Source organism: Paraburkholderia sp. 35.1, assembly GCF_050436525.1.
Lineage (GTDB): Bacteria > Pseudomonadota > Gammaproteobacteria > Burkholderiales > Burkholderiaceae > Paraburkholderia > Paraburkholderia tuberum.
In genome coordinates this window covers 2,930,728-2,950,745 of the sequence record NZ_JBNDMJ010000003.1, presented here as the reverse complement: position 1 = coordinate 2,950,745, position 20,018 = coordinate 2,930,728, and the positions used below count along the sequence as shown (strand labels likewise).

Annotated in this window: 16 protein-coding genes; 10 read left to right on the top strand and 6 right to left on the bottom strand. The window is 65.7% G+C overall.

Features of this window, described 5'->3' with window-relative positions:
* Positions 1 to 56 precede the first annotated feature (56 nt).
* The 4 genes from OKW27_RS33735 (at position 57) to OKW27_RS33720 (ending at position 3,814) form a co-directional block, all read left to right on the top strand.
* Entirely contained in the window at positions 57 to 542 is a 486-nt protein-coding gene (locus OKW27_RS33735) for a VOC family protein (protein ID WP_429336010.1), read from the top strand.
* A gap of 67 nt (positions 543 to 609) precedes the next feature.
* Complete coding sequence (locus OKW27_RS33730) at positions 610 to 1,086, top strand: VOC family protein (protein ID WP_187611002.1); 477 nt, start codon at positions 610 to 612, stop codon at positions 1,084 to 1,086.
* Positions 1,087 to 1,170: 84 nt separating this feature from the next.
* Positions 1,171 to 2,391 carry an MFS transporter gene (locus OKW27_RS33725; RefSeq protein WP_429336009.1) on the top strand — a complete coding sequence of 407 codons (1,221 nt, stop codon included), beginning with the start codon at positions 1,171 to 1,173 and terminating at the stop codon, positions 2,389 to 2,391.
* Between the two features lie 565 nt (positions 2,392 to 2,956).
* Positions 2,957 to 3,814 carry a FecR family protein gene (locus OKW27_RS33720; protein ID WP_429336008.1) on the top strand — a complete coding sequence of 286 codons (858 nt, stop codon included), beginning with the start codon at positions 2,957 to 2,959 and terminating at the stop codon, positions 3,812 to 3,814.
* 3 nt (positions 3,815 to 3,817) lie between these two features.
* Here the strand turns inward: OKW27_RS33720 and OKW27_RS33715 are convergent, their stop codons facing one another.
* Positions 3,818 to 4,750, bottom strand: coding sequence for a recombination-associated protein RdgC (locus tag OKW27_RS33715; RefSeq protein WP_090803682.1), 933 nt, complete (start codon positions 4,748 to 4,750; stop codon positions 3,818 to 3,820).
* Between the two features lie 296 nt (positions 4,751 to 5,046).
* On the opposite strand from OKW27_RS33715, the gene OKW27_RS33710 reads away from it, so the two are divergent.
* Positions 5,047 to 5,373, top strand: a complete 327-nt coding sequence (locus tag OKW27_RS33710) for a hypothetical protein (protein WP_429336007.1) — start codon at positions 5,047 to 5,049, stop codon at positions 5,371 to 5,373.
* A gap of 42 nt (positions 5,374 to 5,415) precedes the next feature.
* On the opposite strand, the gene OKW27_RS33705 is transcribed toward OKW27_RS33710, so the two are convergent.
* The gene (locus tag OKW27_RS33705; RefSeq protein WP_429336006.1) at positions 5,416 to 6,261 is read right to left on the bottom strand and encodes a glycosyltransferase family 2 protein; all 846 of its coding nucleotides are present in this window, start codon (positions 6,259 to 6,261) and stop codon (positions 5,416 to 5,418) included.
* A gap of 291 nt (positions 6,262 to 6,552) precedes the next feature.
* Here OKW27_RS33705 and OKW27_RS33700 point away from each other — a divergent pair, with 291 nt between their 5' ends.
* A complete protein-coding gene (locus OKW27_RS33700; protein WP_090803677.1) occupies positions 6,553 to 7,854 on the top strand; it encodes an O-antigen ligase family protein in 1,302 nt (433 codons plus the stop codon).
* 45 nt (positions 7,855 to 7,899) lie between these two features.
* Here OKW27_RS33700 and OKW27_RS33695 read toward each other — a convergent pair whose 3' ends face one another.
* The gene (locus OKW27_RS33695; RefSeq protein WP_429336005.1) at positions 7,900 to 9,006 is read right to left on the bottom strand and encodes a glycosyltransferase family 4 protein; all 1,107 of its coding nucleotides are present in this window, start codon (positions 9,004 to 9,006) and stop codon (positions 7,900 to 7,902) included.
* 181 nt (positions 9,007 to 9,187) lie between these two features.
* Here OKW27_RS33695 and OKW27_RS33690 point away from each other — a divergent pair, with 181 nt between their 5' ends.
* Positions 9,188 to 10,204 carry a glycosyltransferase family 2 protein gene (locus OKW27_RS33690; RefSeq protein WP_429336004.1) on the top strand — a complete coding sequence of 339 codons (1,017 nt, stop codon included), beginning with the start codon at positions 9,188 to 9,190 and terminating at the stop codon, positions 10,202 to 10,204.
* 43 nt (positions 10,205 to 10,247) lie between these two features.
* On the opposite strand, the gene OKW27_RS33685 is transcribed toward OKW27_RS33690, so the two are convergent.
* Positions 10,248 to 11,300 carry a glycosyltransferase family 2 protein gene (locus OKW27_RS33685; RefSeq protein WP_429336003.1) on the bottom strand — a complete coding sequence of 351 codons (1,053 nt, stop codon included), beginning with the start codon at positions 11,298 to 11,300 and terminating at the stop codon, positions 10,248 to 10,250.
* A gap of 124 nt (positions 11,301 to 11,424) precedes the next feature.
* Positions 11,425 to 13,218, bottom strand: coding sequence for a lipid A export permease/ATP-binding protein MsbA (gene msbA, locus OKW27_RS33680; protein ID WP_429336002.1), 1,794 nt, complete (start codon positions 13,216 to 13,218; stop codon positions 11,425 to 11,427).
* Between the two features lie 241 nt (positions 13,219 to 13,459).
* Here msbA and OKW27_RS33675 point away from each other — a divergent pair, with 241 nt between their 5' ends.
* Positions 13,460 to 14,221, top strand: coding sequence for a glycosyltransferase family 2 protein (locus OKW27_RS33675; protein WP_090803668.1), 762 nt, complete (start codon positions 13,460 to 13,462; stop codon positions 14,219 to 14,221).
* 48 nt (positions 14,222 to 14,269) lie between these two features.
* Here the strand turns inward: OKW27_RS33675 and dnaE are convergent, their stop codons facing one another.
* Complete coding sequence (dnaE, locus tag OKW27_RS33670) at positions 14,270 to 17,836, bottom strand: DNA polymerase III subunit alpha (protein ID WP_429336001.1); 3,567 nt, start codon at positions 17,834 to 17,836, stop codon at positions 14,270 to 14,272.
* A 314-nt stretch (positions 17,837 to 18,150) separates the two neighbouring features.
* Here dnaE and OKW27_RS33665 point away from each other — a divergent pair, with 314 nt between their 5' ends.
* Entirely contained in the window at positions 18,151 to 19,014 is an 864-nt protein-coding gene (locus tag OKW27_RS33665) for a sulfurtransferase (RefSeq protein ID WP_429336000.1), read from the top strand.
* Positions 19,015 to 19,066: 52 nt separating this feature from the next.
* Positions 19,067 to 19,957, top strand: a complete 891-nt coding sequence (gene gluQRS / locus OKW27_RS33660) for a tRNA glutamyl-Q(34) synthetase GluQRS (RefSeq protein WP_429335999.1) — start codon at positions 19,067 to 19,069, stop codon at positions 19,955 to 19,957.
* The last annotated feature ends 61 nt before the right edge of the window (positions 19,958 to 20,018 follow it).

The following is a 20,018-nucleotide window of genomic DNA, read 5'->3' as shown; positions in this document are numbered from 1 at the left end:
CAGCTCATGCAGCCGGTCTTTCCCCTGAGGAACCGTTACTTCAAGGAGTCACCGTCATGTCCAGCGCCGCAGCCAAACCGATCCCGGACGGGATGCACTCGCTCACGCCGTACCTGATCTGCAAGAACGCCGCCGAAGCGATCGCGTTCTACACGAAAGCCTTCAACGCCGTCGAACAGGTCCGTCTGCCGGGCCCCGACGGCAAGGTGATGCACGCGACCCTAAAAATCGGGGACTCCATGCTGATGCTGACCGACGAATGGCCCGAGCACCAAACCTTCGGCCCGAACACGCTGAAGGGCACGCCGGTCACGATTCACCACTACGTACCGGACGTCGACGCAAGTTTCAAACAGGCGGTCGACGCGGGCGCGACCGTCACGATGCCCGTCACCGACATGTTCTGGGGCGACCGCTACGGCCAGGTCAGGGACCCGTTCGGCCACAACTGGTCGCTCGCGACGCACAAGCGCGACCTGAGCGCCGAGGAAATCCAGCAGGCGATGGCCGCGATGGACTGTTCGTCCCTAGAGAAGAAGTGAGCGGCCGATGGGCGTCGGGCAATCGCACGCCCACGCCCACCGACACCAATCCCGAAGGAGCAACGTCATGCAGAAAATCGCGCCGTGCCTGTGGTTCGACGGCAACGCGGAAGAAGCCGTGGAGTTCTACACGTCGGTGTTTTCGGCGTCGCGCATCGCCACCACGCTGCACGCCACGGACGCCGGCCCAGGACCGGCGGGCAAGGTCGTCGCCGTCACCTTCGAAATCGAAGGCCAGGAGTTCATGGCGCTGAACGGTGGCCCGCAATACAAATTCACGCCGGCCATCTCGCTGTTCGTGCACTGCGACTCGCAGGAGGAAATCGATCGCTACTGGTCGAAGCTGCTCGACGGCGGCGGCGAGCCGTGGGCCTGCGGCTGGCTGCGGGACCGCTTCGGCGTGTCGTGGCAGATCGCGCCCAACGTGCTGCTGCAGATGCTGCGCGACCCGGATCGCGCAAAGGCAAGCCGCGTGATGGCGCAGATGATGAAGATGGTCAAGCTCGATATCGCGCCGCTCGAACAGGCGTATCGCGGCGAATAGGACGGCGGCCAGCGGGCGCCCCGCCTCGCCCGCGCGATCTTTTGATAGGATCGGTCTCGACCCCAACACGGCGAGACAACCACGGTGCGCGTCAACCATCAGGCCTTCTTCTGCTCGCTGTTCATCGCGCGTCTCGCCGATCAGATCCTGCTCTTTCTGGTGCCGCTCGTGGTGTTTCAAACGACGCGCCAGGTCTCGTGGTCGGGGCTCGCGTTTTTCATCGAAACGCTGCCGCGCTACCTCGTGTTCCCGTTCTTCGGCGCGCTCTGCGACCGCTTTGCACCGCTGCGCCTGATGCGGCTGAGCCAGGCGGTGCGTGCGCTCGCATGCTTCGGCGGTATCGCCGCCTATGCGCTGTTCGGCGGCATCGGCTGGCTGATCGCGCTGTCGGCCGCGTGCGGCGTGCTGACGAGCCAAGGACTCGTCGCGCGCGAGGTGATGCTGCCGCAGATCTTCAGCACGCAGCAGATCCAGAAGGTGCTCGCGTATTCGCAACTGGCCGATCAGCTCGGCCTCGTGCTTGGGCCGATGCTCGCCGCGTTGCTGCTCGGTGTGTGGCATTGGGAATCGGTGGTCGCCGCGACCGGTGTGCTGTTTCTGTGCGCCGACGCCGCACTGTTCGTCTGGCAGCGACTGAGCGGCTTTCGCGCGCCTTCGCCTGTGTCCGCTCGATCGCTCACGTCCGCCGCCCACTGGACCACGCCGCTGCGCATCGCGCTCGATCACGTGTGGACGCTGCCGGGCCTGAAAAAGGTCATCATGCTCGCGGCCGCGGAGAACCTCGTCATCGGTGTCACGCTTGCGACGTCGGCGGCGATGGTGACGGGTTTGCATGCGCAATCGAGCCGCTACTACGCCGGTCTGCAAACGGCCGGCGCGATCGCCACGGTGCTGGTGCTGCTGACGGTTGCGCGCGCCGGATGGCCGGCGCGCGTGCTCGGTCTCGTCGCATTCGTGACGATCTGCTCGGGCGGCGTGATCGCAGGCGCGAGCGCGTCGCCGTGGGGCTATGCGCTCGGCTTCCTGCTGATCGTCGGCTTCGACAAGATGTTCAACGTCTACATCCGCAGCGCGCGTTTGCAGATCATCCCGCCCGAGGACTACGGCAAGACCATCGGCGTCGCGATTCTGCTGAACAACCTGACGCAGCCGCTCGCCGGCCTGCTCGTCGGCGTGTTCTCGGCAAGCACCCAAACCGGCCCACTGATCGTCGCGCTGTCGCTGACGATGGGCGGCATCGGCGCGGCGGTATCGATCGGCTCGGCGCTGCGGCGCCGCAAGCGCGCGTGGGCGCTCGAAGACTAACGGCGCTTCGACGCGCGACGACACGCTCGAAGTTACCCACAGTTTTTGTTGGCAAATCTGTGCATAACTTCCCGGGAAAATCCGCAAGCCTTTGATACGCCTGTCGTTTTTTCGTCTGCATCGAAGGTGCGGCAGCGCACGGAGTTTTACCGGGGTTCATGAGTGGCCGGCTGTGCGCAGACCGTCGTCAGCGCCGTGCGCATGCGAAGAGTTTCATCAGATTTACACGCTCGTCAGCTAAACCCGGCACGCTGTAATTCGTGACAAAAATGCCACGTTCTATTGCAGCGCAATTAGCCGCATTTCTGCTTAAGAATTCACGAAAAGTAACGATCCATACATAGCCTAAATTTTTTGTATCGATGACAATGGATCTGCATGTCCTGACGCAATCTGGGCCTACGCTTCCGCTTAGGATAAGGTATTGAGTCAATTCGCTGTGAACTCGATCCGAATATCCGCCGCAAATCATTATTAACAGATATAAATCGTTAAATCCCGATCTGCTAAATTCAATTTAAATCACATTTGTCAAATGCGTCCGGAGTACCGCATCTTTAACCAAATGCTTCGGCGAGCGCAGCAATTACGGCGCGAAACCGGCGCCGTGCCCGCGGACGTCGGCCCCGCGCTACGCGAAGACGCGGATGCTGCCGGCGTGTCGCAGGGACGGCGGCGCGCGCTGAAAACGCTCTGGGGGCTTGCGATCGCCGCGCCCGCGGGCTGGCTCGCGAGCCGCTTGCCGTGGCAGATGTGGACCGCCGAATTCCACACCGCGACTGGCGAACTGGACGACGTGCTGCTGGCGGACGGCACTCATATCACGCTGGGCAGCGCGAGCGCGATCAACGCCGCGTTCGAGGCGAAGGTTCGGCGCGTCGATCTGCTCGGAGGGGAAATCATGGTGCGGCCCGTGAGCGATGTTGGCGGCGCACCGGGCGCCCGAACGACTCATGCGCCTTTGCTCGTGCAGACGGCCGAAGGCGTCGTCGAAGCGCGCGGCACGCAGTTCAGCGTGAGGCAAGGGGATGGTTTCACACGCGTGACCGCGTTTCGCGGCGACGCGCTGGTGAGGCCGGCATCAGGCGCGGCGCTGGTGCTGACGCAAGGCCAACGGTGCACGCTGACACGCTTCGGCGTCGCGGCGCCGCAAGCGCTCGACCCGCGCGAGGCGATGTGGACGCGTGGCCTGCTCTACGCGAACAACATGCGTATCGCGGATCTCGTCGACGAACTCGCGCGCTATCACGCCGGCGTATTGCGCTATGCCGACGACGTCGCCGATCTGCGCGTGTCGGGCATCTATCAGCTCACCGATACCGACGCGACGCTCGCGCTGCTGCAGCGGACCTACCCGATCCGCTTGCGCTCGATCACGCCTTACTGGACCGTCGTCGAAGCGCTCGACAGCGCGAGAATCTGACGCTCAGGCCGCGACGGCCTGCGGCAACGCGAACCCTTGCTCGCCCTGCTCGCCGCCCAGCGCATCGAGCAGATCGCGCAGCATGCGGTCGAGCTCGGCCGTCATCAGCGCAACGTCGGAATCGAAGCGCTCGTCGTCGTTCTGCGCGGTCGGGTCGCTCGCTTCCTTGAGCACGTCGAGCGGCGCGACGCGCTTGATCGTCAGCGACGGCGTCAGCACGAACGACACGCGATCGTTCCACGTCATCGCAAGCCGCATGCATTGCTTGCCCGCCTCGATGTGGCGGCGCATGTCTTCGGCGTCCAGCGCATGCCCGACATAGCGCACCGTCGCGTTGCCCTCGGCGGGCGAACGCAGCTCGGTGTCCTGATCGAGCGTGAAACCCGCCGGCGCGTCGCCGTCGAGCAGCCAGCCGGTCATCGCCGCGACCGGCGACTGCGCGACGCGCACCGTCATCAGCGGCAACTGGTCGATCGACTTCACGAGCAGACCGCGCACATCGTCGGCGACCGCCTGCGACGCCGCGTCGATCACGAGCCAGCCATTCGTGCAATCGATCCACACGCGCGTATCGCGGCGGATGCTGAACGCGCGCGGCCGCAGTTCGTCGGTGACCTGCTCCTTCAGATCGCGCATCTGCTTGCGGCCCGGCTTGAAGCCCTGCTGCTCCTCGAGCTCGGCCGCGCGCTCGCGCGTGACCTGGGTGACGACCGACGCGGGCAGCAGCTTCTTCTCGGCACGGAACGTCAGCAGCATCTGACCGTTCATTGCGTAGACCAGCGAGTCGCCGTCGCGCGGGGGCGCCCAGCCTTGGGCCTGCATCTCGATGCTCTGGCCGGGCGCGAACGCGTACGGCGCGAGCCACTTCTGCATCTGTTCAGGGTTAACGGACCACGGCGCGGGCAGACGGTGCAGCTGAAGGTTTTTGAACCACATGAGCGAAGTCGGATTTAGGCAAAGCGCAACATTTTATCCGAGGAGAACCAGCCGGGGCGTTCTGGCGGACGCGATCCTGCAGACCGCCTAATTTCAAAAATTAAACGAAAATCTCTCCAACTGCGGCCCAATTATCAAAACGTCGCCGATCTCAGCAGAATGCGCTTCATCAACCCACTTCCCAGGAGCGCCTCCATAGTCGAAGCCGTCATGGTTTGGCCGTAGCCGGCGGCCCGCGCGTTTTGGCGGCAAATCACCTAGACTTTTGGACAGGACAGACCCGGACGGAGGCGGTCATGGCCGACCAAACCGCAAGCTGGCAGACGGTGCAATACGAAGGCTTCGAGATACACGTGTCACCTGTCGTGAAGGATCCGCCCGACCCGGCGCATGCCGCCGATGCGGCCGCGAAAAACAGCCGCTACACGTATCTAGGCTACGTCTGCCATCCGGGCGCCAACCCCCAGCTTCCCGGCCATGCGGTGCCGTTTCACGCGGACGGCGAGGAGAGCTTCGCGAGCCTCGCCGACGCGCTCTCCGAAGCGGTGCACGTGGGACGCAGCATCGTCGACGGCACGCATCCGGATCTGACGGTGCTGCCGCTCGTAACGCGCGGCGTTTGACACACGCAGCGCGTCAAGCAGCCGTTTTCGGCTCGACGCCCGTCAGCCCAACGCGCGCTTGATGCGCGACTTCAGCAGCGCACGGCGCAGCCGGCCGGTGCGCTCGGGCTCGCTGACCGCGAGCGCGCCGTCGATGGCGGTGCCGCGGCGCAGGTAATAGCGGTCGAAGGTCGCCTGTGTCATCCCCCACTTGTTGAGGAACTGGCGACGCCCGTCGTTCTTCACGATCTTGCCGGTGCTCTTCTGCTGGAAGTGATAGACGAGACTGTCGCCGACGCCGACGAACACGCGGCAGCCCGCGTCCCACAGCTTCATCGAGAAATCGTTGTCGCTGCTCATGCCGGGGCTCAGTTCGCTGCTGTAGCCGCCCACCTTGAACCACCAGTCCCGATGCACGAGCGTCGGCGGCCACGTCGCGCCGCGCCAGTCGGCGCGCACGAGACCGGCCGCGGCGGCGACCAGCTCGTCGGCGCGAAACGCCTGCGCGTCGCGGCCGAAGTTGCGCACGACCACGCATGGATTGCCCGAATCGACCGGCTCGATCATCGTGCCCGACAACATGAACAGGTTGTCGGCCGGCATCTGCGCGAGACGCTTGACGAGCGCGTCGTCCCAGCCGGGGCAGCAGTACATGTCGTCGTTCATGTAGACGATGTAATCCTGCGTCGCGCGCGCCGCCGCGATATTGACCGCGTGGCAGATGCCGATATTGCCGGGCGACGCCGTGTGCTCGATGCCCTCGTCGCGCACCCACGCGAGCGTGCCGTCCGAACCGTCGTTCACGTGCACGATGAGCTGGTGCGGATGCGTCGAATGACGGCGCAGGCTTTTGATCACGAGGCGCAGATAAGGCAGGTTGTTCCAGGTCGGGATGATGATTGAGAACATCGAGTCGGTCCGTTGAGCTGGGCGCGGGGCGCGGCATGCGCCGCGCCCCGGCCATGAATGTCGCGCGATTGTACCGCCCCCGCCTGCTCGCACGACAGACGCCACCCGCGCCCGCCCCACCCGCATGCCGCGGACCAGCGCAACCTCTCCGCGTTCGGCAGCAAGCATTTCGCAAGGAAGCGCATGGTTATAATCCGGATCGCTCTACCGTCTTGAGAAACTCAAATGGTCCGGCGTCCCCCTGCAATTTCACCACCGGAACGGTAGTGTTTTCATCGATAACGTAGACCTATGATTTTTGCTTCCAGTCTGGTCTGGCTCACGTCGGCTCTGCTGTTTCTCGCGCCCGCAGTCAATCTGGTGTGGCGCGGCGGCACCGGCTACTGCTTTTTCGCGCTCGTCGCGCTCGCGCTCGGCGCGGCCATCGTCAACCGGCGCATGCCGGGCTATTTCTCCGCGTTGCGGACCTACCGCTGGTTCACGATCGGCATGCTCGCGTTCGTCGTCGGGATCGGCGCGCAGCAGTTGGTGCTCGGCTACTGGCTGCCACGCGAGTTCGACAATGCGTCGCGTTTCGTGCTCGCGCTTCTGGTGTTCCTGCTGCTGCGGCAATTGCCGTCGCGCAATCTGCGCTTGATCGGCTGGGGCTGCGCGGCCGGCGCGCTCGCGGTCGGCGCATGGGCGTTCATCGATCAGCCGCCCGGCGGCTGGACCGACGCGAACCGCCTGAACAACTCGTACACGAACGCGATTCCGTTCGGCGATACCGCGCTGCTGCTCGGGTTCCTGTCGGTGTTCACGCTTGGCTGGGACAATCCGCGCGACTGGCGCGTGCTGGTGCCGCGCGTGCTCGCGCTGGTGTCGGGCGGCTATGCATCGTTTCTGTCGGGCTCGCGCGGCGGCTGGGTCGCCGTGCCGGTGTTCGTCGTGCTGCTCGGCATGCAGTACCACTGGTTCACGCACAAGAAGCGCCTGCTGATCGCGACGCTCGTCATCGTGATCGGGGCGGGCGGTCTGTTGTCGACCGAACGGGTTCAGAAGCGCTTTGCCGAGGTGCCGAACGACGTGTCGATGATGCGCAAGGGCGAGGACGACACGGCCACCGGCCTGCGCCTGCAACTGTGGAACGCGTCGCGGATGATGTTCGAGCGGCATCCAGTGTGGGGCGTCGGCAAAGGCCATCTGGTCGACGAGCTCGGCGTGATGGCGAAGCGCGGCGAAGTGAAGGCCGAGATCGTCAACGAGCGCGCGCATAGCGACTTTTTCTCGACGCTCGCCGAGATGGGCGCGGTCGGCGTGATCTGCCTGTTGCTGTTCTACTACGGGATCACGGTGTATTTCTGGCGACACCGGCATGCGACCGATCCGGCGATTCGCGCCGCGTCGTACGCGGGTCTCGCGGTCGCGGCGAGCACGGTGATCTTCGGGCTCACTATCGACGTGCTGGTGCCGATGATGGTGGCGGTGCTGCTCGCCTCGCTGGTGGCGACGCTGCTGGCGGTGATCGATGCACGCAAGCGCGAGTTGCGAAGCGATGCGCGGACCACGCCGGCGCCAGCCGCGCTCGTGCCCGAGACGCAGCCGCGCGATTGATTTTGATTTGACGAGAAGCGGCAACCCGAGCGCGGAGCGCCGCCCTCATCCCCGCGTGAAAACCTCGTAAAGCGCCGCGACGTGCGCGTCGACGCTCGGGTCGTACACGAGGCTGTCGCGCGGCGTCGCGATGCGCGCGGCGCCGCTCTTCACGCGCTCGACCGCCTGCTCGATCGCGCGCTCGAAACTGCCCGCGGTCTGCCGCGAGAACTCGATCTTCGCGGCACCGGTCACCGTCTCCGCCGAGCCGACGTTGTCGGCGATCACGAGCGGCGTGCCGCACATCACCGACTCCACGCCGACGAGCCCGAACGGCTCGTACGCCGACGCGACGACCGTAAAATCGGCGGCCGCGAACAGTTTTTCGATCTCCTTGCTGTAACCCGCGTAACGAATTGTGTCGCCGGTTTTCGGCACCGGGCGTCCCGCGACGACGAGGCAGACCGGCAGCGTCGTGCGCGAGAAAAACGCTTCGAGCAGCGGATAGCCTTTGCGCTCGTGACTCGTCGACGAGAACACGAACATCACGCGATCGTCGGGCACGCCGAGCTGGCGGCGCACGGCCGCGCGCGCGGCGGGGTCGAGCGGCCTGAAGCGTGCGGTATCGACCGGCGGATAAAGCACGTCGATCCGCGCGGCCGGCACGTCATAAAAACGCTGCAACTCGCGGCTCATCAATTGCGAATGCGCGACGATCGAGCGCGCCCGCGTGTAGACGCGCTGCTCGAGCTCGATCTGCCATTCGTCGCTGCGGCGCGGCGCGCGGCCCGCGGCTTCGAGCGAACCCGGATGCGTGCCGCCGCACAACGCGACGTCGGCATGCGTCGAGTGATTGATCGAGAACACGCACGCCGGACGATGCCGCTTCAACCGCTGCTTCAGACGCCAGTCGAACGCGAGGTTGCGCAGCTTGCGCGGCGCCCAGCGTACGTCGAGCGGCTGCGCATCGATCCACGCGGCCTCGGGCAGCGCGCGGTCGATCTCGCGCGCGAACAGCGTCGGGCGCAAACCCATGCGATGCAGGCCGGCGATCACGTCGCGCGTGTAACGCTCGGCGCCGCCGCTGTTCTTCAGCGCCTGGGCGGTCAGCGCGATGTCGGTGAGGGGGCGGCGGTTCGGGTCGAGGGCTGCGTCGCGGGTTGGCTCTGACAAGGATCGGTCTCGGTGAGGCGCACGCGCGGGCGAGGCCGTGGGTGCGCAGTTTCGGGGCAGCGGCAATTGTAAAGGATGGGTTTCGCCGGGCTCAGCTCGGGGTGCCCGGGTTTGCCGCGTGCGTCGCGCGGCGCGGCCGTCAGCGGCTAGAATCTAGGCCAATCGCCTTCGTCCCGACTCCATGACCGATAGCCCGCCGTCCGCCGCAACCGTCGACACCACCCGCCCGCTCGTCTCGATGCTGCTGATCGCCTACAACCAGGCAGAGCAGATCGGCGACGCCGTGCGCAGCGCGCTCGCGCAAACCTACGAGCCGCTCGAAATCATCGTCTCCGACGACGCGTCCAGCGACGCCACCTACGCCGCGATCGAAGCGGCGCTCGCCGGCTACGCGGGCCCGCATCGCGTGATCGCACGGCGCAATACCGTGAACCAGGGCATCAGCGCGCACCTGTCGCAACTCGCGCAGCTCGCGCACGGCGAACTGCTGTTCGTCGCCGCCGGCGACGACATGTCGACGCCCGAGCGCTGCGAGCGCGTCGTCGACTGCTGGCTCGCGCATGGGCGCCGCCCCGACCTGATCGCCACCGATCTCGCCGACATGGACGAAGCGGGTCACGTGCACGAGCGCGTGAGCCCGACCGAGCTCGATCGCTATCGCAGCTTCGACGACTGGCTCGTCGAGCGTCCATGGCTGATCGGCGCGGCACATACGTGGTCGCGACGCCTGATCGAGCGCTTCGGGCCGATGCTGCCGGGCGCCGCGGCCGAGGATCAGATCATGGTGCTGCGCGCGATCCTGTCGGGCGGCGCGATCAGTCTGCGCGAGCCGCTGGTGCGCTATCGGCGCGGCGGACTTTCGCGCAAGCGCCGCTACCAGTCGGTCGACGAGCTGATCGCGCGGATGCGGCAAAGCAATCGCTACGGACTCGCGGAGCTCGCGCAACTGCAGCGCGACGCTCAGATCGCCGGCGTCGGTGAACGCATGCGCGCGGCGATGGCGCCGAAGCTCGCGCGCGAGCAGTTCATCCATGCGATGTTCGAAGCGGGCAGCCTCGGCGAACGCCTCGGGCTGGTGACGCGCAGCGCCGGCGTGAAGCTCGGGCTGCGGATTCGGATGTTCCTGTATGCGAGTTGCCCGATGGTCTACGCGCCGGGCATCTGGATCAAGCGGGTCGTGCGGGGCAGAAAGGCCTGAAGACGACGATACGGTCTCGCGGTGCCTGGCGACGCCACATCGGTCACGAAAGTCCGCGCGACGCACCCCGCCGCTGCCGCAAGCGTCGCGCGAGACTCGGCCTTCGCACCTCGACGCCGAAGCTCAGCACGCTCGCGCGCAAGCGCCGCAGGATCTTCACCGAGCGCACGAAGGTCTCGCCGGTGTGGCTGATCATCACGAACTCGAATGCGCCGCGCCAGCTCGCGACACCGCGCGAAAACGCATACATGTCGTGACGCGCATCGACGGGCAGCTCGGCGCCGAAGCGTCGCACGAACACCCGCACCTGATCCGCGATGGCTTCGATCTGCCGCTGCCGGCTCGCGCCGCGCCGTCGTGCCGCCTCGGCGCCGCATTCGTCGCGCGCCGCGCCGCGCTCGTTGGTCGCGCTCGCGCCGACCGCGTTGCCGTCATGCTGCCGATACTTCAGATGCGGCGCCGCGACGTGGCGAATCTCGCCGAACGACGCGACCACCATCGCGAGCCACCAGTCGTGCATCACGATGCCGGGCGGGAACGGCAGCGCGCGTTCGAGCGTCGCGCGATTGACGAGCATCGCGCAGCCGGGCACATGGTTGCTCAGCAGAAAATCGCGCAGTCGCGTCGCGCAGCGCGACTTCGCGGTGATATCGAACAGCGAGCGTGACATACAGCACAGCGTCGAGTCGACGAGCTCGATGTCGCAGAACGCGAGCGCCGGCGTCGCGGCGGCGTCGCCCGCGCTTTCCACGCGCCGCAGCTCGCGCATCAGATCGGTGACCTTCTCGGGCGCCCAGACGTCGTCCTGGTCGGCGAGCGCGATGTAGTCGCCGCGGCAGCCGGCGAGCGCGCGCTCGAAATTGCCGACGATGCCGGCCCGCGTGCCATCGCCGACGAGCCGCACCGGCACGCGTCCCGTATGGGACGCGAGCAGTTCGCGGGTGCCGTCGCAGGAGGCGTCGTCGGATACCACGACTTCGAGATGGGGCCAGCTCTGCGCTTCGAGCGAAGCCAGCAGCTCGGGCAGATAAGTGCGGCCGTTGTACGTCGCGAGCGCGATGGAGACGAGCGGCTTGCTCGGATCGTCGTGAGACATGGGCAGTCGATTTCCGCGAGGCGGACCGTGATTGCCCGCCAGCATGCGATTAGCGCCGAAAAAGCGCAATAAATTGAGACTTAAACACAACACCGGCCCGCGCTCCCGTTCGCAATGTGCCGGATCAAACCGGGCTTTGCTGGAACTGGATGCGATGCAGATGGGCGTACAAGCCGTCGTGCTCGAGCAGCTCGCGATGGCTGCCGCGCTCGACGATCCGCCCCGCCTCCATCACGAGGATGCGGTCGGCGCGCTCGATCGTCGACAGGCGGTGCGCGATCACGAGCGTGGTGCGGCCTTTCATCAGCGTTTCGAGCGCCGCCTGCACGTGGCGCTCGGACTCGGAATCGAGCGCCGACGTCGCTTCGTCGAGAATCAGGATCGGCGCGTTCTTGTAGATCGCGCGCGCGATCGCGAGACGCTGGCGTTGGCCGCCCGACAGCATCATGCCGTTGTCACCGACGAGCGTCTCGATGCCCTGCGGCATCGCCTGCACGGTGTCCCACAGGTTAGCCGCGCGCAACGCCGCCTTGACCTTCTCCGCATCGACCTCCTGACCGTACGCGACGTTGTGCGCGATGGTGTCGTTGAACAGCACGACGTCCTGGCTCACCATCGCGATCTGGCTGCGCAGCGCGTGCAGGTCGTACTCGGGCAGCGCGACGCCGTCGACCAGAATCGCGCCGCCGGTCGGATCGAAGAAGCGCGGCAACAGATTCACCAGCGTGGTCTTGCCGCTGCCCGACGGCCCCGCGAGCGCGACCATCTCGCCCGGCGCGATCTTGAACGACACCTGGTCGAGCGTATGGCGGTTGTGCGTGGAGTTCGTGCCGTAGATGAACGACACGTCGCGGAACTCGACCTCGCCGCGCGCGTGAGCGAGCGGCTTGCCGCCGCCTTCCGGCTCGGCCGGCTCGTCGATCAGGCCGAAGATCAGCTCGGCCGCGGTCATGCCGCGCTGCAATGGCTGGTTCACGTCCATCAGATGCTTGAGCGGCGAGATGATCAGGAGCATCGACGTGACGAACGCGACGAAGCCGCCGACCGTCGTCTGATCCGACGACGACTGCACCACCGCGATCGTGATCACGACCGCGAGCGCGATCGACGCCAGGAACTGCGTCAACGGCTGCGCGAGGCCACCGGAGACCGTCATGCGCATCGCGTAGCCGCGCAGGCGCCGGCTCATCGCGGTGAAGCGGTCCGTCTCGTATTGCTCGCCGTTATGCACCTTGACGACCTTGTAGCCGCCCACCGTTTCTTCGACGATATACGACAGCTCGTTGGTGAGCAGCTGATGCTCGCGGTTCAGTCGCCGCAGCCGGCGATTGATCTTGCCGACCAGCCAGCCGATGCCTGGCAGCAGCACCGCGACGATCAACGTCAGGCGCCAGTTCAGATAGAACAGATAGCCGAGCAGGAAGATCACCGTCAGCGAGTCGCGCACGAGCGTGACCATCACGCTCAGCAGCACGTTCAGGATCTGATTGACCTCGAAGACGATCGCGTTGATCACCGTGCTTGCGGTTTCGCGCTGGAAGAACGCGACGCTCGTGTGGATCATGCGGTCGAACATCTTCAGACGCAGTTCGAGCAGGATCTTGTTCGACACGTACGCGAGCAGATAGCCGGACGCGTACTGTGACACGCCGCGAATCAGCGCGAGGCCGATCACCGCGATCGGCACGAGCCACTTGGTCTTGTCGACTGCGTGCGAGCCGAAGCCCTTGTCGAGCAGCGGCTTGAGCAGCGCGGGAATGGCGGCGTCGGTGCCGGCGCTCACCGCCATCGCGATGATCGCGCCGACCCCGACCCCCAGCAGCGGCTTGATGAAAGGCCACAGGCGCCGCAGGACGACGGCCGGCGACGACGCATCGCCTGCACCCATGGGTTTGCTTAACGTTGGCTTCGCGCTCAAGGAATCCTCTGGAAATGCGGAACGGCGAGCACGCGGCGCATGATCGGACGGCCGCGTGAAATATCAAAAAAGAGCATTGTAATCGGTTGCAGATGACGGCCGGCGCTCGGCGCGCGACGGCATGCGCGCAACGCCCGGCGGATCGGTGCCGTGGTGTGGGGACGGATGAGATGTGTATACTCGCTGCTCGATTGCCGGGTCGCGACCCGCTCCGTCACTTCGTCCTCCACGCAACTCAGGTATGCAAGAAACCACTCTTGGCGTTGCCATCATCACCCGGAACGCGGCGGCGCGGCTGGCCGAATGCCTGCAGGCCGTGGCCTTTGCCGACCAGATCGTCGTGATCGACGGCGGCAGCACCGACGGCACCGCCGACATCGCTCGCGCGCACGGCGCGCGTGTCATCGAACAGACGGACTGGCCGGGCTTCGGCCCGCAAAAGAACCGCGCGGTCGATGCACTGACCACCAGCTGGATCCTCTCGCTCGACGCCGACGAAATCGTCACGCCGGAACTTGCCGCATCGATTCGCGCGACGCTCGCCGCGCCCGCCGCCGACGTCTACGCGGTGGACCGTCTGTCGAGCTTCTGCGGCCACTGGGTTCATCACAGCGGCTGGTATCCCGACTGGATTCCGCGCCTCTTCAAACGCGGCACCGCGCGCTTCTCCGACGACCTCGTGCACGAGCGCCTCGTGTTCGACACGCCCGCGCAACGCCTGACCGGCAAGCTGATGCACTACTCGTACGAGGACTACGAGGGTGTGCTGCGCAAGCTCGACGCGTATTCGACGGCCGGCGCGCGGCAGCGTTACGAGGCCGGGCAGAAAGGCAGCATTCGACTCGCGCTCGGGCGCGGCCTGTGGGCGTTCGTGCGGACTTATCTGCTGCGGCGCGGTTTTCTGGATGGCCGCACCGGGCTGATGATCGCGCTGTTCAATGCGGAGACGGTGTACTACCGGTTTCTGAAGCTCGCGCGCCTGGAAAAAACGGGCGGGCGGTAAGGCTAGCCGGTACACGCGGCACTGGCCCATCCATACCGCGGACCGCGCTCAATACACGATTTCGATCGAGCTTCCCGCAAACTCGCCGCGCAGCGCGGCGAGCAGTTCATCGGTCGGCTTCACGCGCCACGCGTCGCCCAGACGCATTTCGCCTTGCGCATGCTCGCTGCGATAAACGACCTGCACCGCGAGCCCGTTCGGAATCTGCACCGCTTGACGCTGACGGCCGCCGTCGCCACCGAAGCCGCCACGCCCACCGCCATTGCCGCGCGGCGCGGCCGCCGGTGCGGCTGTGGCGGACGGCTCGTCCTTGCCGGCGGTGTGCGCTTCGAGCACCCGGCGCAATGCCTGCGCGTCCGCGTTGCCGTTCATCTGCACCTTCAGCGAGTCCGCGTAACGGCAGCGCGCGCGGCCGAGATCCATCACCGTTTCGACCGTGAAGCGGATGCCGCCCGTGAACGCGTCGTTGCGCGCCTGGCCCTGCACGACCAGCAGCTCGTCTTCCTTGAACAACTGCTTGTGCTCTTCGAAGACCTCGTTGAACACCGTCACTTCGCACTGGCCGGTGCCGTCGTCGAGCAGCGCGATCAGCATCTTGCCGCGCTGAGTCATCTGCGTGCGCAGCGACACGATCACGCCCGCGACCAGCTTGTCGCGCCCTTCCTTCAGCTCGCCGATCTTCTGGCGCACGAAGCGACGCACTTCGTCCTTGTATGCATCGAACAGATGGCCCGACAGGTAGAAACCGAGCGCGGCCTTCTCTTCCTGCAGCTTGCGCTTTTCCGGCCACTCCGGTTCGTCGACGAGTTCGTGGCCTTGCGACGGCGCGTCGCCCATGTCGAACAGGCCGGCCTGCAGCGCATTGGCCGCCGCCTGCTCGGCCGCTTCCATCGCGAGCGACACCGACGCGATCAGCTGCGCGCGGTTCAGATGCAGCGTGTCGAACGCGCCGGCGCGAATCAGCGCCTCGATCGTGCGACGATTGACGATGCGCCGATCGACGCGGTTGCAGAAATCGAAGATGTCGATGAAGCGGCCTTCCTCGCGCGCGCGCAGGATTTCTTCGATCGCGTTCTGGCCGCTGCCCTTGATCGCGCCGAGACCGTAGCGGATCGTGCGCGAGCGCTTGCCGTCGGCTTCGGCGACCGGCTCGAAGCGATACGCGGACAGGTTCACGTCCGGCGGCAGCACGGCCATCTTGTTCGCGAGGCAGTCTTCGAACAGGATCTTGACCTTGTCCGTGTCGTCCATCGCGAGCGACATGTTGGCCGCCATGAATTCGGCCGGATGGTGCGCCTTCAGCCACGCGGTGTAGTACGCAAGCAGCGCGTAGGCGGCCGCGTGCGACTTGTTGAAGCCGTAGCCCGCGAACTTCTCCATCAGGTCGAAGATTTCGTCGGACTTCTCGCGCGTGAGGCCGTTGGTGGCCGCGCCTTCCGCGAAAATTTCGCGGTGCTTGGCCATTTCCTCGGGCTTTTTCTTACCCATCGCGCGACGCAGCAGGTCGGCGCCGCCCAGCGAGTAGCCGCCGATGATCTGCGCCATCTGCATCACCTGCTCCTGGTAGACCATGATGCCGTAGGTCTCTTTCAGAACAGGTTCGACGCGCGGGTCCGGATATTCCACCACCTCGCGGCCGTGCTTACGCGCACAGAAGCTCGGGATCAGGTCCATCGGACCCGGGCGGTACAACGCAACGAGCGCGATGATATCTTCGAAGCGGTCGGGCTGCGCGTCCTTTAGCATGCCCTGCATGCCGCGGCTTTCCAGCTGGAACACGGCGACCGTATTCGCTTTCTTCAGGATCGAGAACGACGCCGGGTCGTCGAGCGGCACCTGGGCGAGCGACCAGTCCTGCTTCGACGGATCGAGGCGGCGAATGTAGCGCTCGGCCCAATCCAGAATGGTCAGCGTGGTCAGGCCCAGAAAGTCGAACTTCACGAGGCCGACCGCTTCGACGTCGTCCTTGTCGTACTGGCTGACGACGCCGCTTTCGTCGCCCTGCGTGTACAAGGGGCAGAAATCGGTCAGCTTGCCCGGCGCGATCAGCACGCCGCCCGCGTGCATGCCGACGTTACGCGTCAAGCCTTCGACGCGCTGCGCGAGTTCGAGCAGCTGGTGCACTTCGTCTTCGTTGTCGAAGCGCTCCTGCAACAGCGGCTCTTCCTTCATCGCGTCGGCGATCGTCACGTGCTTGCCCGGCTTGAACGGGATCAACTTCGCGATGCCGTCCGTGAACATGTAGCCGAGATCGAGCACGCGGCCGATGTCGCGCACCGCCGCCTTCGCCGCCATCGTGCCGAACGTCGCGATCTGCGACACCGCGTTCGCGCCGTATTTCTCCTTCACGTACTGGATCACGCGATCGCGGCCGTGCTGGCAGAAGTCGATATCGAAGTCGGGCATCGACACCCGCTCCGGATTCAGGAAACGCTCGAACAGCAGGTTGTAGCGCAGCGGATCGAGATCGGTCACGCCGAGCGCATAGGCGACCAGCGAACCCGCGCCCGAACCCCGGCCCGGCCCGACCGGCACGCCGTTGTTCTTGGCCCAGTTGATGAAGTCCGCGACGATCAGGAAGTAGCCCGGAAAGCCCATCTTGATGATCGTGCCGCACTCGAATTCGAGGCGCTGGTAGTACGTCGGGCGTTGCGCGTCGCGCTCGGCCTCGTCCGGATACAACTGTTCGAGCCGCTTTTCGAGGCCCTCTTTCGATAGCTGCACCAGGTAGTCGTCGAGCGACATGCCGTCGGGCGTCGGAAAGAGCGGCAGCTTCGGCTTGCCGAGTTCGAGCGTCAGATTGCAGCGCTTGGCGATCTGCACCGTGTTCGCCAGCGCCGAAGGAATGTCCGCGAACAGCGTGGCCATTTCCTGTTGCGTGCGGAAATACTGCTCGGCCGTGAAGCGCTTCTGGCGACGCGGATTCGCGAGAATGTCGCCTTCGGAAATACACACGCGCGCTTCGTGCGCGGTGAAGTCGTCCGGCGTCATGAACTGCATCGGGTGCGTCGCGACGACCGGCAGTTTCAGCGATGCCGCGAGCGCGACCGCCTGCTGCACGTACTGCTCGCCGCCAGGCTGGCCGTAGCGCTGCAGCTCGATATAGAAGCCGCCTGGGAACACCTTCGCCCAATGCTGCGCGTGGCGCTTCGCCGCCTCTTCGTTGCCGGCCGCCAGCGCGAGACCGATGTCGCCCTGCTGCGCGCCCGACAGCGCGAGCAGCCCTTCGCCCAGACCGGATTCGAGCCAGCCGGCTTCGATTTCCGCGCGGCCGCGATACTGGTTCGTCAGCGAGGCCTTGCTGAGCAATTCGCAGAGGTTCAGGTAACCGCGGCGGTCCTTGACCAGCAGCAGCAGGCGGGAAGGCTTGTCGCGGTCGTCAGGATTGGTGATCCAGACGTCGCAGCCGGCAATGGGTTTGATCCCTTTGCCACGCGCTTCCTGGTAGAAACGGACGAGGCCGAACGCGTTGCCGAGGTCGGTAAGCGCGAGCGCGCCCTGACCGTCTTTGGCCGCCGCCGCGACGATGTCGTCGAGACGCACGATGCCGTCGGCAATCGAGAATTCGGAGTGAACGCGGAGATGAACGAAGCGGGGATCTGACATGGGCGACATTGTAACTCCACCCTTCCGCGGATTTCAGGCCAAAACGGCGCGTTGGCCATCCGGCCAGGACGAGGTCGGAGCGAGCGCTGTTTGCGCTAGCGCAACTCGTTAGCCATTCGGCCAGGTCGGGGAAAATGCCGGGTTGAGGGATAATAGGGCTTTCGCCTCTCTCGACGTGGCCATTTAACCGGCAAACGCGCGGCAAACGCGAGGCAAACGCGCGCGAACCCGCGCGTCAAACCCCGGGTCTCATACGGGGCGCAACAGCGGCGGCACATCCCGCCGCCCCTCGCCACGCCGGCCATCTTTACCGCAGAACACACATGAGTATCGTCAACCTCGCCGCGTATCAATTCGCGACCATCGAAGACACCGCCGCCTGGCGCCCGCTCGTCACCGAACGCTGCAATGCGCTCGGCCTGCGCGGCACCATCCTGCTCGCGCCGGAAGGCATCAACCTGTTCATCGCCGGCACGCGCGAGAACACCGACGCATTCATCGACTACATTCGCCACGACGCGCTGTTCGAAGGCAAGTTCGCGAATCTGCAGTTCAAGGAAAGCCTGTCGGACAAGCAGGCCTTCACGCGCATGCTGGTCAAGCTCAAGCGCGAAATCATCACGATGAAAAAGCCAGCGATCCGCCCCGAGCTCGGCCGCGCACCGTTCGTCGACGCGCCGACGCTGAAGACCTGGCTCGACCGCGGTCACGACGACGAAGGCCGTCCGGTCGTGATGCTCGACACGCGCAACGCGTTCGAAGTCGACGTCGGCACGTTCGACAACGCGCTCGACTATCGGATCACGAAGTTCAGCGAATTCCCCGAGGTAATCGAGAACAACCGTGCCGATCTCGAAGACAAGACGGTGGTGTCGTTCTGCACGGGCGGCATCCGCTGCGAGAAGGCCGCGATCCATATGAAGGAGGTCGGCATCGAGAACGTGTACCAGCTCGAAGGCGGCATCCTCAAATACTTCGAGGAAGTGGGCGGCGCGCATTATCACGGCGACTGCTTCGTGTTCGACTACCGGACCGCGCTGAATCCGCAACTCGAACCGACCGCGACCGCGCAATGCTTCGGCTGCCGCGCGGTGGTCACGCCCGAGCAACAGCAATCGCCGATGTACGTCGCGGGCAAGACCTGTCCGGCGTGCCATCCGGACAGCAAGGCCGCGTGCGCCGCGTAATGACAGCCGGGGGGCTCCGTGACGCGGGCGCCTCACCTGTCGTCCCCAAACCATGACCTATCGCGGACGCTTCGCGCCGTCGCCGACCGGCCCGCTGCATTTCGGCTCGCTGGTCAGCGCGCTCGCGAGCTGGCTCGACGCGCGCGCGCAGCGCGGCGCGTGGCTCGTGCGCGTCGAAGATATCGACGGGCCGCGCACGGCGCCGGGTGCCGCCGAGGACATCCTCGCGACCCTCGAACGCTTCGGCATGCGCGCGGACGAAACGCCGGTCTGGCAAAGCCAGCGCATGGCGCGCTATCAGCACGCGCTGGAGCAGTTGAAATCGACCGGTCTCGTCTATCCGTGCGGCTGCACGCGCAAGGAAATCGCCGATTCGCTGCTGCACGCGCACGCGCGCAACACTACGCTCGCCTACCCCGGCACCTGCCGCACGGGTCTGCATGGCAAGCCGGCGCGCGCGTGGCGCCTGCGCGTACCCGACGGCGAGCCCGCCGTGATCGCGTTCGACGACCGCTGGCAGGGTCCGCAGACGCAAAATCTCGCGACCGAGGTCGGCGATTTCGTGCTGCGCCGCGCGGACGATCAGTGGGCATATCAGCTGGCGGTGGTGGTGGACGATGCGGACGCGGGCATCACGCACATCGTGCGCGGCGCGGATCTGATGGATTCGACGGCGCGGCAGATTTATCTGCAGCGTTGTCTGGGTGTGGCAACGCCCGAGTATCTGCATGTGCCGGTCGTCACCAACGAGCACGGCGAGAAACTGAGCAAGCAGAACGGCGCGACCGCGCTCGATAGCGACAAGCCGCTCGAAGCACTAGGCGCGGCGGCACGGCATCTGGGACTGAAGTTGGGAAGCGAGCCGCCCACGACGCTGGAGCAGTTCTACAGCGCCGCGACCGCGGCCTGGGCAAAACGGATGAACATTCGCGCATCCCGATGATGCGCACGCGTGAAGCCTGCTGCGTTTTCCGAGACATCGAACCGCGCGGCCCCACCGTTTT

What these genes read in the sequence shown, in the direction of transcription:
- OKW27_RS33735 (WP_429336010.1), top strand. Translation starts at nt 57, where the DNA reads ATGTCCAGCGCCGCAGCCAAACCGATCCCGGACGGGATGCACTCGCTC.
- OKW27_RS33730 (WP_187611002.1), top strand. Translation starts at nt 610, where the DNA reads ATGCAGAAAATCGCGCCGTGCCTGTGGTTCGACGGCAACGCGGAAGAA.
- OKW27_RS33720 (WP_429336008.1), top strand. Translation starts at nt 2,957, where the DNA reads ATGCTTCGGCGAGCGCAGCAATTACGGCGCGAAACCGGCGCCGTGCCC.
- OKW27_RS33715 (WP_090803682.1), bottom strand. Translation starts at nt 4,750, where the DNA reads ATGTGGTTCAAAAACCTTCAGCTGCACCGTCTGCCCGCGCCGTGGTCC.
- OKW27_RS33710 (WP_429336007.1), top strand. Translation starts at nt 5,047, where the DNA reads ATGGCCGACCAAACCGCAAGCTGGCAGACGGTGCAATACGAAGGCTTC.
- OKW27_RS33705 (WP_429336006.1), bottom strand. Translation starts at nt 6,261, where the DNA reads ATGTTCTCAATCATCATCCCGACCTGGAACAACCTGCCTTATCTGCGC.
- OKW27_RS33700 (WP_090803677.1), top strand. Translation starts at nt 6,553, where the DNA reads ATGATTTTTGCTTCCAGTCTGGTCTGGCTCACGTCGGCTCTGCTGTTT.
- OKW27_RS33690 (WP_429336004.1), top strand. Translation starts at nt 9,188, where the DNA reads ATGACCGATAGCCCGCCGTCCGCCGCAACCGTCGACACCACCCGCCCG.
- OKW27_RS33685 (WP_429336003.1), bottom strand. Translation starts at nt 11,300, where the DNA reads ATGTCTCACGACGATCCGAGCAAGCCGCTCGTCTCCATCGCGCTCGCG.
- OKW27_RS33675 (WP_090803668.1), top strand. Translation starts at nt 13,460, where the DNA reads ATGCAAGAAACCACTCTTGGCGTTGCCATCATCACCCGGAACGCGGCG.
- dnaE (WP_429336001.1), bottom strand. Translation starts at nt 17,836, where the DNA reads ATGTCGCCCATGTCAGATCCCCGCTTCGTTCATCTCCGCGTTCACTCC.
- OKW27_RS33665 (WP_429336000.1), top strand. Translation starts at nt 18,151, where the DNA reads ATGAGTATCGTCAACCTCGCCGCGTATCAATTCGCGACCATCGAAGAC.
- gluQRS (WP_429335999.1), top strand. Translation starts at nt 19,067, where the DNA reads ATGACCTATCGCGGACGCTTCGCGCCGTCGCCGACCGGCCCGCTGCAT.